Here is a 13,380-nt window from a genome sequence, read left to right on the forward strand (position 1 = left end):
GAGAAGGAGGACGTATCATGACTGCTCCGACCATCGTTGGCGCATACGCCGCGATGCCACGGGCCATCGCTGAGCGGGAGTGCTTGTACCGGAGCCTGGCCGAGACCGGTTGGGTCGACGGTATCGAGATCCCGTACCGGGACGGCCTCGACGCCGATCCCCGATGGCTCGCCGATCAACTGCGCGACCGGTTCGCCCACTGCGTCGTGACGGCCATTCCGGGAACCATGGGTCAGCTGGCCGGTGATCCGGACTTCGGTCTGGCGTCCTCCGACGAGCAGGGGCGTCAACGAGCACTCAAGTGGTTCACCAACCTCGTTGACGACGTGCGAACCCTGCACGAGATGGTCGGACACCCCGTCGTCAGGTGGGTCGAGGTCCATTCCGCCCCGAGTCGTAAGGCCGACGCGAAAGCATTTGCTTCTTCGCTGGTTGAGCTCTCCGGTCTCTTCGAGGACGCTGGACTTGCCATCGTCGTCGAGCACTGTGACGCGGCTGGTGGCGTCGGACCGGGCGAGAAGGAGTTCCTCAGTCTGGACGACGAGATCACCGCGGTGGTCGGTACGAGGGTGCACCTGACGATCAACTGGGGCCGCAGCGTTGTCGAGTCCCATGACCCCGAGCTCCCTGCGCGTCAGGTCGCCCGGCTGGCTGATGCCGGTGTGCTCGGCGGGGTGATGCTCTCGGGTGCTGGTCCGGACGCCACCCAATATGGCCCGGCCTGGGGAGACGCTCACCTTCCGCTGCGAAACGACGAACCCACCAGCCTCCTGACTACGGATCTCGTCGGCTCCTTCCTAGATGCGGCCCGAGGCCTTCAGGCCTACCAAGGCATCAAGATCCAGACCCCCGCTGATGCCACCGTCGAGCGGCGGTTGGCCATGATCACCTCCATTCATGACGTCATGGCGACGGCATGACACCCATCAACGACACGACATCCACGAACAACACGAAGGACAACACCATGACCACGAAGTTCCACGGCGTCATTCCCCCGGTCGTCACCCCACTAACCCCCAACGGTGACCTGGACGTCGCCTCCTACGAAAAGCTCATCAACCGCCTCATCGGGCAAGGGGTGGACGGTCTGTTCGTCCTCGGTTCCACGTCCGAGGTGGCCTTCTTCGACGACGAGATGCGTGGACGTGTCCTGTCCGAGGCCAAGCGGATCATCGACGGTCGGGTTCCGCTGCTGGCTGGCGTCATTGACACAGAGACCTTGCGCGTCATCCGTCACATCGGTCAGGCCGAGGAGATTGGGGTGGACGCCGTTGTCGCCACCGCGCCGTTCTACGCCATCACCGGGCCGACCGAGATCGAGAACCACTTCCGCGCTTTGCACGAGGCCACCGATCTGCCGTTGTTCGTCTACGACATCCCGGTGTGTGTGCACGTCAAGGTGCCCGTCGACCTCATGATGAAGTTGGGGCGCGAGGGGGTCATCGCAGGCTGCAAGGACTCCTCGGCTGACGACGTGTCCTTCCGCCGTCTCGCCTTGGCAAACCGTGCTGCCGGCTCCCCGCTGTCCCTGTTCACCGGCCACGAGGTTGTCGTCGACGGGGCCTTTATGTCGGGTGCTGACGGCGTCGTGCCTGGGCTGGCTAACGTTGATGCGACCAGCTACGTCGCCATGTACAAGGCCTACCGTGAGGGGGATTGGGAGACGGTCCGCATTGAACAAGACAAGGCTGCCGAGCTGATGGAGATCGCGTTCGCACCGCAGGGTGTCGTCGGTCCGGCCGCTGGTGTGGGCGCTTTCAAGACGGCCATGCAGCTTCTCGGCATTATCGAAACCAACACTATGAGTGTGCCACTGCCAACCCTCACTGGGGACAACGTGGAGAGAGTTGCCGAAGTGCTGCGTCGTGTTGGCCAGCTCGCGTGAATGACAAGCATCGATGTGAGGAGGATTCAAGTATGAGCGGATTCACCGACCGGATCATCGCCTCTATGGCAGGAGGGCTTGTGGTTTCCTGCCAGGCTTACCCGGGCGAGCCGCTGCGCCACCCCGAGACGATGGCCCAGATGGCGGCTGCGGTCGAAGCCGGGGGAGCAGTGGCGGTGCGTGCCCAGGGACTCTCCGATGTCTCCGCCGTCAAGGGGCGCGTGAGCGTCCCAGTGGTTGGTATCTGGAAGGAGGGTGATGAGGGCATCTACATCACCCCGACCCTGCGCCATGCACGCTGCGTGTCAGCTGCCGGGGCTGACGTCGTCGCCCTCGACGGCACCCGACGCGAACGTGCCGACGGGTTGAGCCTGGCCGAGACGATCGAACGCCTCAAGCGTGAATACGACGTCGTCGTCATGGCCGATTGTGGCTCGGTTGATGACGGATTGTTCGCTGCTGAAGCGGGAGCCGACCTCATCGGGACGACGCTGTGCGGCTACACCGGGGAGCGCCCCAAAACCGACGGGCCCGACTATGAGGTTATTGAAGCCCTTGTCAAGAAGCTCGATGGTGACCGTCCCGTCATCGCTGAGGGACGTATCCACACCCCGGATCAAGCGCGCCGTGCGATGGACCTGGGAGCCCACGCCGTTGTGGTAGGGACCGCGATCACCCATCCGACCTCGATCACTGGATGGTTCCGTGACGCGCTGAGGTGACCTTGCCCGTGACGAGCACCTTTCCCAGGCCGAAGCCGGGACGTTTCTCGGTATGTCACACCGGCGCGTATCCTCCGCTAGTCAGGTCAGGCTGACTGTTTCAAAGTTGCGTGGCGTGCATTCTTCAGGAGGTGCGGGGTGCCCCTCCCAACCTCTCCCGAATGGCGGCGAAGTGGTCCCACATAGCCTCGCGACTGGCCTGTGGATCATGGCCGATAACGCAGTCGGCGATGAGGTCGTGGGCGTGACGGGTGGCCGGCATTGTATTAGTTGGTGGAAGCATCAGCCCAGCGAGATTGAGGGAGTCCCAAAAGACGTCGATCAGTTCGCGGGCGAGTTGATTGCCCATGTCCGCGTACAACAGTCGGTGGAACTGGCGGTCCGCAGCGGCGGAGTCCTTAGGGTCGTCCATCCGGGCTGCCAGGGCGTGCAGGGCCCGTCCGGTCTCGGCGCTGATGCGGCCGGTGACTTCGGTGACCAGTGAGCACTCCATAAGGGCCCGCACCTCTACCATTTCTCGCAGACCGATGAAATCCCTGGTGCCGCTCTCGTCAGTGGTGATCTGTTTGACGCTCCGGTAGACGAGACTGGGCCGAATCGTCGAAGCAGATGCCGTAGACAGGTAGGTCCCCAGTCCACGCCGCACCTCAAGGATTCCTAGGGCGCGTAATTCGCGCACCGCTTCACGAACTGTGCCACGGGCCATCCCGAACTGGGTCGCGAGGTCCTGTTCGATCGGGATGGGGTCCCCGGGGGCAAGGTCTGAGGAGAGAATCCACTTGAACATCCGCTCAGCTGCCGGATTGAGGTTATCGGCTAGGTGGACGGCATCGTTCGTATCTGACATGCCGTTAATCATGGCATGGACGTCATGATGACGACACTAGAAAATCAGCTTGGGTGACGTGAGGTGGCAAAAGGCGGAAGAATGGAGACACAGCGACGTCAGAGGCGTCGCCAGACCCAGGAGGGCGACATGAGTGGGCACGTTGTTTTCCGCGATATGCGGCCAGAGGACGTCAAGGTGATCACCTTTGGAGAACCCGGTTCTCTGATTGATCGCGTCGACCGTCCGGATGTCGTCGCCAGGGTTGCGCTGTACGAGAATCGAATCGTCGGATATGCGGTTTCGTGGTTGGCGGTAGTTCACCGTACTCGTCGATTTATCGACGTTGAGGTCCATCCTGACTCTCGGGGCCATCGGATCGGTACGCGGCTGGTGCGTCAGATCCAGCAGAGGGTAGATCGACCATTGGCGACCAAGGCCATTGCTGGTTCTGACGCTGAGAGCTTCATTCTTTCCTTGGGTGGAGAGGTCTACGCATCGTGTCCGCCCTTCGAGCTGCCTCGCCGTCATTTTGGACGAGCGGTTGAGGTGCTGGAGGGGGTCAGCCTTGGCCCGGGCGGAGCCATCTCGGGCGCAACCCTGGCCCCCGGCGTGCTCGAGACGTTGTGGGAGCAGATGTACGTGTGGATGCACGCATCATGGTCCCCGGTCGACGACAGCGAGGCGGCCCACGAGGCGCTGCGTCAGGAGCTGGAAGACCTCGACTCCGAAGCCACTCGAGTAGCGCTTGTTGATGGTCAACCCGCGGCGGTGGCCTTCGTTTTTGTGGACGAGAACCCGACCGTGGTGGCAGAAACCGTGCAGGCTGGTACCCCCGCTGGAGACAACGCCGTCGCCTCAGCAATGTCATCGGTGATCACCTGGGCCGAAGATGCCGGCTACAAGCGCATCAATTTTGACGGTCACCGCAGCGACCCACACTTCGGCCCGCTCGCGTCTCGCCTTCCGCTGGAGGGGGCCAGCCTGAATCTCATGGAGATTTCGGTCCTGCCTGCTGACGACGCTGGTGATCCGGCGGATGGTGGCGCAACCGTCGCTTAGAGACGTCACTGGCGAAAAGGCCTGGGCTGGTGCGGGCGGAACGGATCGGCCTGGGCCGGCGCGCCCATTGTCGTTATGGGCACGTAAAGTGTCCTTGGTTGCACAGCGGCATGTGCCGATGCAACCAGAGGCAACCCGCACAGTGGTGCGAGGAAATGGAGGAACACATGCCTGGAATCGTCGTCATGGGTACCCAATGGGGTGACGAGGGCAAGGGCAAGGCCACCGATCTCATGTCCGAACGCGTCGACTATTGCGTGCGGTATTCGGGAGGCAATAACGCTGGACACACTGTCGTCGTCGATGACGAGAAGTTCTTCATGCACCTGCTTCCGTCTGGGGTCCTTAACCCGAACTCCACGGCCGTGCTCGGCAACGGAGTCGTGCTCAACCTTGACGTGCTGGCCGATGAGATCGATGCCTTGCGCGGCCGCGGCGTAGACATTCCGCACCCGCTCATCAGCGCCAATGCGCACCTCATCACCCCGTACCATCAGACTCTCGACAAGGTCACTGAGCGTTTTCTTGGCAGTCGACGTATCGGCACCACGGGTCGTGGCATCGGGCCGACCTACTCCGACAAGATCAATCGGATGGGCATTCGCGTCCAGGATCTTTTCGACGAATCGATCCTGCGTCAGAAGGTCGAGGCCTCTCTAGACCAAAAGAACCAGATCCTGGTGAAGATCTACAACCGTCGCGCTATCGATCCAGGCGAGGTTGCCGACGGTCTGCTGGCCCACGCCGAGCGCATCCGCCCCTACGTCGTTGACGTGGCTCGAGTTCTCAACAAGGGCCTTGACGAGGGCAAGGTCGTACTTTTTGAGGGCGCCCAGGCCCATCATCTTGACGTTGACTTCGGCACGTATCCGTATGTCACCTCGTCCAACCCGATCGCTGCGGGCGCGTGTACTGGCTCAGGCGTCGGACCGACTCGCATCGACCGCATTGTTGGCATCGCTAAGGCGTACACCACTCGCGTTGGTGAAGGTCCGTTCCCGACCGAGCTCTGTGACGATGATGGTGAGCGGCTGCGCAGTGAAGGTGGTGAGTACGGTGTCACGACTAAGCGTCCGCGTCGCTGTGGCTGGTTTGACGCGCTGGTGGTGCAGCAGGCGGTCATGATCAATTCGGTGACTGACCTGTTCCTCACCAAGCTTGACGTGCTGACAGGCTGGGAGAGGATCCCGGTCTGCGTGGGCTACGACATTGACGGTGAGCGTACCGACATTACGCCCGTCACCCAGTCCGATTTGCACCACGCCAAGCCGGTCTATGAGTTCCTGGATGGCTGGAGTGAAGACATTTCTACGGCACGTTCCTTCGATGATCTGCCGCGCAACTGTCAGGCTTACGTGCGTCGTCTAGAGGAGCTTGTGGGTACTCGGGTCTCCGGGATCGGCGTGGGGGCCGGACGCGACGAGTCAGTCGTGATCAACGACCTCATTGACTGATTCCTCCCGGCTGACGGGAATAGACGCTGTAGGTTCTAGGCTAGTCCCCGTGTCCAGCATGACTGTTCTCGTCCTTGGGTCCGGTGGCCGCGAGCATGCCCTTGCCTTGGCCTGCCATCGTGACCCAGAGGTTGCCGCCGTCCACGTCGCTCCCGGTAACCCGGGGACGGCATCCTTCGCCACGAATCATCCGTTGGATCCGTGCGATTGTGATGCCGTTGTCTCCTTGGCGCGTGGCCTGGAAGCTGACCTCGTCGTCGTCGGCCCGGAGGCGCCGCTGGTTGCCGGGGTGGCCGATGCTCTGCGCGAGTCCGGGATCGACTGCTTCGGTCCAAGTGCCGAGGCCGCCCAGTTGGAAGGGTCGAAGGCTTTCGCCAAGGAAGTGATGGCTGCTGCCCGTGTGCCGACGGCAGCCTCCCGTTCTTGCGACGATGCCAATTCCGTCTCGGCTGCCCTTGACGAGTTCGGGCCACCATACGTGGTCAAGGACGATGGTCTGGCCGGGGGCAAGGGAGTCGTCGTCACACACGATCGCGCCGAGGCTCTCGCTCATGCCAAACGGTGTTTCGAGTCCGATCACCGGGTGGTCGTTGAGGAGTACCTTGACGGCCCGGAGGTAAGTCTTTTTGCTATCTGTGATGGCACCCGTGCCCTTCCGATGCAGCCGGCCCAGGACTTTAAGCGGGTCGGGAATGGGGGAGTTGGTCCGAACACCGGTGGCATGGGTGCCTACACCCCGTTGCCGTGGGCCCCAGACGATCTCGTCGAGACGGTGTCGACTACCATCATCTCGCCAACCCTGAGGGCCATGGCGGATCGCGGTACCCCATTCGTCGGCCTGCTTTACGTGGGGTTGGCGCTCACTTCTGCTGGTCCCAAAGTCGTTGAGTTCAACGTGCGATTGGGCGATCCCGAGACTGAGCCACTACTGAGTATGGTGGAGTCACCTATGGCCCAGATCATGGCTGCCGCGGCTCGTGGAGACCTGTCCGGTGTTGACGGTCTTCGCTTCCGTTGTGGCGCAGCCGTCGGCGTCGTGATGGCCAGCGAGGGTTATCCCGCTTGCCCGGCGAAAGGGCGCCGGGTCGTCGCCCCGGTTGACGACGAGGACGTTTTGCACGCTGGGACTCGTATCGAAGGGGACGGCCTCGTTACCAGTGGTGGCCGCGTTCTCGTCGTGCTCGGCCACGGCGAAACTCTGGCCGGAGCCCGCGCTGACGCCTACCGCAGGATCGACCAGTTGGAGGTTAGTGACGGGTTCCACCGCACGGACATTGCCCGCCATGCAGCCGAGCTCGAGGCCGTTGACGAAATGGCTGACGGACGCGCACCGCAGTCCGAGAATTCCACCAACCTGACCGACGGGGAGTCTTCATGAGCGTACCCAATATCCTTGCCACCCGTTATGCCTCCGCGGCCATGCGTTCCATCTGGACGCCGGAAAACAAAATCCGTGCTGAGCGCAGACTCTGGCTGACCGTCATGGAAGCTCAAGCCGATCTCGGTGTGAGCTTTGGTGGCGACGATCCCGAACAGGTGTTGGCCGACTACCAGGCGGTTCTCGACGACGTTGACCTTGACTCGATCGCCGAGCGGGAGGCGATTACTCGTCATGACGTCAAGGCCAGGATTGAGGAGTTCAACGCCCTGGCCGGTCATGAGCACATTCACAAGGGCATGACGAGCCGTGACCTCACCGAAAACATTGAGCAGATGCAGGTGCTGGAGTCGCTGCGGCTAGTGCGCGACAAAATGGTTGCCACGCTCAACCAGCTGTCGCGCCTGGCCGCTCAGTTCTCCGATCAAGCCATTGCTGGACGCTCTCACAATGTTGCCGCCCAGGTGACGACCCTGGGCAAGCGGTTCGCCACCGCTATCGATGAGATGCTGGTGGCATGGGATCACGTCAACGAGCTCATTGAGCGCTACCCGGCTCGTGGTATCAAGGGCCCGATGGGAACTGCCCAGGACATGCTTGACCTGCTTGGCGGTGATGAGTCCAAGCTTGACGATCTTGAGCATCGCGTTGCTGATCATCTGGGGTTTAACCAGGTACTCACTTCGACCGGTCAGATTTACCCGAGGTCCTTGGACTTTGAGGTCATGTCAACTCTGGTGCAGGTGCTGTCAGGCCCGTCTAACCTGGCGACGTCTATCCGCCTTATGGCCGGTAACGAACTTGTCACCGAGGGGTTCAAGCCCGGCCAGGTGGGTTCCTCGGCGATGCCGCACAAGATGAATGCTCGTTCCTGCGAGCGGGTCAACGGCTTCCTTGTTGTGTTACGTGGCTATTTGACTATGGCCACCGGTCTGGCGGGAGTGCAGTGGAACGAGGGTGACGTGTCCTGTTCGGTGGTGCGTCGTGTGGCGCTGCCCGATTCCTTCTATGCCATTGATGGTGCTTTTGAGACCTTTTTGACGATCCTTGGCGACTTCGGGGCGTTCCCCGCTGTCATTGAGGCTGAGCGTGAGCGCTACCTGCCCTTCCTGACGACTACTAAGGTCCTTATGGCTTGTGTGCGTGCTGGCGTCGGTCGGGAGGACGCCCATGAGGCCATCAAGGAACACGCCGTAGCCGTGGCCCTCGACATGCGCGAAACCGGTCGCACTGGTAACGACCTTTTCGCCCGTCTGGCCGCCGATCCGCGCATCCCGCTCACCAAGGAGCAGCTACGTGGTTTGGTGTCCTCTCCGCTGGATCTCACTGGTGGCGCCCAGGATCAGGTCGAGGCGCTGTGCGCCAAGGTGGAGGACATTGTTCGGGAATACCCGAAGGCTGCCAACTACCTGCCTGGTCTGGTGTTGTGAGGTGATCGTGCCGGGGCACGCACCACGTTGTCATCACATCCCGTGAGAGCACAACGATGCTCCGGCAACGCCGAGAGGCTCGACGACGTCACCTGGTAGCTGCCGCAGGATGGTGGTCAGGGTCTGCACCGCCGGACGGTGCATTGTGGCCGGTCTGCCAGCCACCACGATGTCGCGGTGGGGTCTGGGGTGGGTGAACTCCCGCACCACGATGCGCGGGTCCGCATGAAGTGGTGCCGAGATCGCACTGCGCGGCATGAGGGTTCGACCGGCGCCCACCGATACGAGTTCGCGGAGCGTCTCGAGGGATCCCGCCGTGAGGGTGTCGGGAGGCAGCGGATGAGACGGGCTGCACACCTCAAGCACCTGGTCTCTTAGACAGTGTCCCTCCGACATGAGGATGAGCCCTTCGGTGGGAACGTCGTGCGGATTGATTGGTCGTTCCTCACGGGCCAACTCATCGTCAGCCCCCGTCACGAGCAAGAACTCCTCCCGAAAAACGGGAATAGTCACCAAAGAGTCATCATTAACGGGGGCTGCCACTGCGGCGACGTCTAACTGTCCGTTGCGGATTGCCTCCAACAGCTCTGCCGTGCGCTTCTCGACGATATGGATGTTCACGCCAGGCTCGTGCTGGTCACATCGGGCGATCACCTGAGGCAACACGAACGGCCCTAAGGTGGGGAATACCCCGACCCTCAGCTGGAGGGTCATCCGGTCGGCTTCCTCCCGCGCCATGGTCCGGATGTCGTCGGATAGCACCAACATGTCACGGGCAGCTTGGGCGATGCGTTCCCCCACTGGGGTGATCTCGATGCGTCGTCCCACCCTCACGGCCAGCACCACGCCGAGCTCGTTCTCGAGCCGGTGGATTTGAGTTGAGAGGGTGGGCTGGCTGACACCGCATGACGCCGCAGCCCGGCCGAAGTGGTGTTCTTCGGCCAGGGCGACGAAATACCGCAGATCATGAAGGTTCACACGGCCTCAGTTCTGTGTCGGATTTTGACGGATGAGGTGGTCGAAGGCGCCTAGAGCAGCGGTGGCGCCGGCCCCCATCGAGATGATGATCTGCTTGTACGGCTGAGTGGTGCAGTCACCGGCGGCGAAGATTCCGGGGGCTGAGGTGGTGCCACGCTCGTCGATGACGATTTCTCCCCGCTGGTTGCGCTCCAGGGCACCTTCGAGCCATTCGGTGTTGGGCAGCAGACCGATTTGGACAAACACACCTGCTAGCTCGATGGTCTTAACGTCGCCGCTGGTGCGGTCCTCGTACTCCAGACCGGTCACCTTGGATCCGTCGCCGAGGATCTGGGTGGTGCGGGCCGAGGTGATGACGTCGACGTTCGGCAGTGAGTTCAGGGTGCGTAGTAGTACGTCGTCAGCCTTGAGGGCGTCGAGGAACTCCACGACGGTGACGTGGTCGACGACGCCGGCAAGGTCGATAGCGGCCTCAATGCCGGAGTTTCCACCTCCGACGACGGCCACCTTTTTGCCTGTGAATAGCGGGCCATCGCAGTGCGGGCAGTAGGTCACACCCTTGGTGCGGTATTCCTTCTCGCCAGGCACGCCAAGGTTGCGCCAGCGGGCACCGGTGGCCACGATGACTGAGCGCGCCCGCAGGTCGCCGTCGGTCAGATGCACGGTGGTCATACCGCCGGTGGTCTCTATGGCGCTGGCGGTCTGACGCTCAATAACGTCAATGTTGTAGTCGTTGACGTGGCTGCGGAGGGCGTCGGCCAGACGCGGACCGGTGGTGTGCGGCACCGAGATGAGGTTGTCGATGGCCTCGGTATCGAGTACCTGGCCGCCGATTCGAGACCCGACCATGGCGGTGCGAATGCCCTTACGAGCCGCGTACACGGCGGCCGCGGCACCGGCGGGACCCGCCCCTACGACGAGCACGTCGTAGGGGTCGCGCTGCGAGAGGTCTTCCTTGGCTCCCTGGGCGGCGTCGGCGTCGAGACGCTCGAGGATTTCGGCCATGTCCATGCGCCCGGAGCCCCAGTCCTCGCCGTCCAGGTAGATGGCCGGCACCGAGGCGATTCCTTTGGCTTCTACCTCATTGGTGTGGGTGCCACCGTCAACGGCGGTGTGGTGAATATTCGGGTTGAGGACGGCCATTGCGTTGAGGTCCTGCACTACCGTCGGGCAATTTTGGCAGGTTAGTGACATGTAGGTGACGAAGTGGTGCTCACCCTTGACCGCGCGCACGGCGTCGATGAGGGACTGCTCCTCCTTGACGGGGTGTCCACCTACCTGCAGCAGGGCCAGCACGAGTGAGGTGAATTCGTGGCCCATCGGCAGGCCCGCAAAGCGGATGTCGATGGGGCTACCGGGGCGGGTGATGGCAAAGGAGGGGGTGCGCTCATTGTCGACGGGCTTACCGACGCTCACTTTGTCAGACAAGGCGGCGATCTCGGATAAAAGCTCGTCCATGTGAGCCGACTTTGACGATTTTGCGGCGTCGTCACCCCGGTATGGGGAAGGCACCAGGACGATCGGCTCGCGCACCATCTCGAGGTAGGTCTTGAGCTGAGTGGTCAGGGCGTTATCAAGCATGGTTCTCCTGAAGGGGTGAGGAGGGGGAGGGAAGGGTACCGGTCTGGGGATCCGCCGCAGGGACGAGCGCCCCTGCAGCAGATGCTCGGGTCGGAACTCAAATCTTGCCGACGAGGTCGATCGACGGGGCGAGGGTCTCATCGCCTTCTTCCCACTTGGCGGGGCACACCTCGCCTGGGTGGGTGTAGATGTATTGGGCGGCCTTAACCTTGCGGACTAGCTCGGTGGCATTACGTCCAATTCCTTCAGCGGTGAGCTCGTAGAACTGAATGATGCCGTCAGGGTCGACGAGGAAGGTGGCGCGATCGGCCTGTCCGGCACCCTCGCGCTCGACGTCGAAGTTGCGGGTCAGCTGCAGGTTCGGGTCGCCGATCATCGTGTAGTTCACCTTGCCGACGGTGTCGGAGTCGGCATGCCACGCTTTGTGCACGAAGTGCGAATCGGTGGACACCGAGAACACCTCGACCCCCATGGCCTGCAGTTCCTCATAGTGGTCGGCGAGGTCGCCCAACTCGGTGGGGCAGACGAAGGTGAAGTCACCGGGGTAAAAGAAGAACACGGCCCACTTGCCGTTGATGTCGGAATCGGAGACCTCGATGAAGTCCCCGTTGCGGAAAGCGTTGGCCTTGAACGGAAGGATCTTGGTGTTGATGAGACTCATGGGTATCCTCTCTCGTCGACGATGTGATAGATCAAGGCTATCACTAAACATAGTATCTATAGCCAATAACTATAAAGATCGTGAACTCGGGACTCTCTGTGTCGCCAGGGCCCGCACCCGTGGCATGATGCCCCCATGGTCACTTCGCACCTCAATCTTCCATTGCTGGCTGAGGGCAAGGTCCGACGCCTCTATCGTCTTCCCGATCAGCCGGGCCGCCTGCTTATGGTCGCTACGGACCGGATTAGCGCCTACGACCACGTCCTGACCCCCGATGTTCCCGGCAAGGGAGCCATCTTGACGAATATGTCCTTGTGGTGGTTCGACCAATTGGCCGACATCGTCGATAACCATCTCGTGAGCGTGGATGTCCCCGCCGAGGTCGCAGGGCGCGCCATGGTCGTTGAGGAACTCGACATGTTCCCGGTCGAATGCGTCGTGCGGGGCTACCTCACCGGTTCAGGGTGGGCCGAATATCAGCGCAACCAGGCCGTGTGCGGAATCCGCCTTCCCGAGGGGCTGCAGAATGGGTCCCGGCTCGAAGAGCCCATTTTCACCCCGGCAATTAAGGCCCCGCAGGGAGAACATGACGAGAACATCGACTATCTACGCCTGGTAGAACTCGTCGGTCCCGATGTTGCAGCGCAGCTGCATGACCTTTCGCTGCGGGTCTACCAGCGTGCAGAGGAGATCGCTCGGAAGCGAGGCATCCTCCTGGCCGATACCAAGTTTGAATTCGGGCGTCGTGTCGACGGCACCATCGTGCTAGCTGACGAGGTGCTTACCCCTGATTCTTCGCGATTCTGGGACGCTGAGACGTGGCAGCCCGGCAAGGGGGCAGATTCCTTCGATAAGCAATATGTGCGCGATTGGCTCACGAATGAGTCCGGTTGGGATCGCGCTAGTGACCAGGAGCCGCCTGCCCTCCCAGAGGAGGTCGTCAAGGCCACCAGTCGGCGTTATGAGGAGGCCTGGGCACGTCTGACTGGCGGGCACGTGTCTGATGAGGTCAGCGATGAGACGCCTCACAATGAGGCCGACGATGACAAGCACGCGAGGGCTTCGCGGGATAGCGTTTCCGGGGAGTCCGGGGACGCTGCACCGGTGGCCCTCGACGTTCCTGGCGAGTCGGAGTCCTGTAGTGCCGATAAGATCGGGGCTATGTCACGTGTAGTGGTGGAGGTCATGCCGAAACCCGAAATCTTGGATCCCCAGGGCAAGGCCATCACGTCGGTGCTCGCTCGGCTTGGCCATGACGGCTTGACGGTGCGCCAGGGTAAGCGTTTCGAGATCACTGGTGAGGGTTTGGAAGATCGTCTCGACGAGATCCGTCAGGTGGCCTCTGAGCTGTTGGCCAACACCGTCATTGAATCCTTCGACGTGCACGTGGAGGACTGACG

The 13,380-nt window shown here is 62.0% G+C and carries 12 protein-coding genes; 8 read left to right on the plus strand and 4 right to left on the minus strand.

Features of this window, described 5'->3' with window-relative positions; all coding sequences use genetic code 11:
* The first annotated feature begins 17 nt into the window (after positions 1 to 17).
* Genes ACOYO3_RS01935 through ACOYO3_RS01945 form a run of 3 tightly spaced genes read left to right on the plus strand, consistent with a single transcriptional unit; the run spans position 18 to position 2,610 of the window.
* Positions 18 to 920, plus strand: coding sequence for a DUF4862 family protein (locus ACOYO3_RS01935; protein WP_002516203.1), 903 nt, complete (start codon positions 18 to 20; stop codon positions 918 to 920).
* Positions 917 to 1,888, plus strand: a complete 972-nt coding sequence (locus tag ACOYO3_RS01940) for a dihydrodipicolinate synthase family protein (RefSeq protein WP_002518064.1) — start codon at positions 917 to 919, stop codon at positions 1,886 to 1,888. Before ACOYO3_RS01935 ends, ACOYO3_RS01940 begins: the two co-directional genes overlap by 4 nt.
* A gap of 32 nt (positions 1,889 to 1,920) precedes the next feature.
* Positions 1,921 to 2,610 (plus strand): N-acetylmannosamine-6-phosphate 2-epimerase, encoded by a 690-nt coding sequence (locus ACOYO3_RS01945; protein WP_002518076.1) that lies wholly within the window; start codon positions 1,921 to 1,923, stop codon positions 2,608 to 2,610.
* A 124-nt stretch (positions 2,611 to 2,734) separates the two neighbouring features.
* Here the strand turns inward: ACOYO3_RS01945 and ACOYO3_RS01950 are convergent, their stop codons facing one another.
* The gene (locus tag ACOYO3_RS01950) at positions 2,735 to 3,469 is read right to left on the minus strand and encodes a FadR/GntR family transcriptional regulator (protein ID WP_002516214.1); all 735 of its coding nucleotides are present in this window, start codon (positions 3,467 to 3,469) and stop codon (positions 2,735 to 2,737) included.
* 69 nt (positions 3,470 to 3,538) lie between these two features.
* Here ACOYO3_RS01950 and ACOYO3_RS01955 point away from each other — a divergent pair, with 69 nt between their 5' ends.
* The 4 genes from ACOYO3_RS01955 (at position 3,539) to purB (ending at position 8,760) form a co-directional block, all read left to right on the plus strand.
* Positions 3,539 to 4,498, plus strand: a complete 960-nt coding sequence (locus tag ACOYO3_RS01955) for a GNAT family N-acetyltransferase (protein ID WP_002519466.1) — start codon at positions 3,539 to 3,541, stop codon at positions 4,496 to 4,498.
* Between the two features lie 155 nt (positions 4,499 to 4,653).
* Positions 4,654 to 5,952, plus strand: coding sequence for an adenylosuccinate synthase (locus ACOYO3_RS01960; RefSeq protein ID WP_002525476.1), 1,299 nt, complete (start codon positions 4,654 to 4,656; stop codon positions 5,950 to 5,952).
* 58 nt (positions 5,953 to 6,010) lie between these two features.
* Positions 6,011 to 7,330 (plus strand): phosphoribosylamine--glycine ligase, encoded by a 1,320-nt coding sequence (gene purD / locus ACOYO3_RS01965; RefSeq protein WP_002524427.1) that lies wholly within the window; start codon positions 6,011 to 6,013, stop codon positions 7,328 to 7,330.
* The gene (gene purB / locus ACOYO3_RS01970; RefSeq protein WP_002524426.1) at positions 7,327 to 8,760 is read left to right on the plus strand and encodes an adenylosuccinate lyase; all 1,434 of its coding nucleotides are present in this window, start codon (positions 7,327 to 7,329) and stop codon (positions 8,758 to 8,760) included. Before purD ends, purB begins: the two co-directional genes overlap by 4 nt.
* A gap of 33 nt (positions 8,761 to 8,793) precedes the next feature.
* Here purB and ACOYO3_RS01975 read toward each other — a convergent pair whose 3' ends face one another.
* The 3 genes from ACOYO3_RS01975 to ahpC form a co-directional block, all read right to left on the minus strand.
* Positions 8,794 to 9,738, minus strand: a complete 945-nt coding sequence (locus ACOYO3_RS01975; protein ID WP_002516268.1) for a hydrogen peroxide-inducible genes activator — start codon at positions 9,736 to 9,738, stop codon at positions 8,794 to 8,796.
* Positions 9,739 to 9,744: 6 nt separating this feature from the next.
* Positions 9,745 to 11,319 (minus strand): alkyl hydroperoxide reductase subunit F, encoded by a 1,575-nt coding sequence (ahpF, locus tag ACOYO3_RS01980; protein ID WP_002524425.1) that lies wholly within the window; start codon positions 11,317 to 11,319, stop codon positions 9,745 to 9,747.
* 97 nt (positions 11,320 to 11,416) lie between these two features.
* Entirely contained in the window at positions 11,417 to 11,980 is a 564-nt protein-coding gene (gene ahpC / locus ACOYO3_RS01985) for an alkyl hydroperoxide reductase subunit C (protein WP_002514430.1), read from the minus strand.
* 135 nt (positions 11,981 to 12,115) lie between these two features.
* On the opposite strand from ahpC, the gene ACOYO3_RS01990 reads away from it, so the two are divergent.
* A complete protein-coding gene (locus ACOYO3_RS01990; protein WP_002522522.1) occupies positions 12,116 to 13,378 on the plus strand; it encodes a phosphoribosylaminoimidazolesuccinocarboxamide synthase in 1,263 nt (420 codons plus the stop codon).
* The last annotated feature ends 2 nt before the right edge of the window (positions 13,379 to 13,380 follow it).

Source organism: Cutibacterium sp. KBN10P07758 (assembly GCF_050286205.1).
GTDB classification, from domain to species: domain Bacteria; phylum Actinomycetota; class Actinomycetes; order Propionibacteriales; family Propionibacteriaceae; genus Cutibacterium; species Cutibacterium acnes.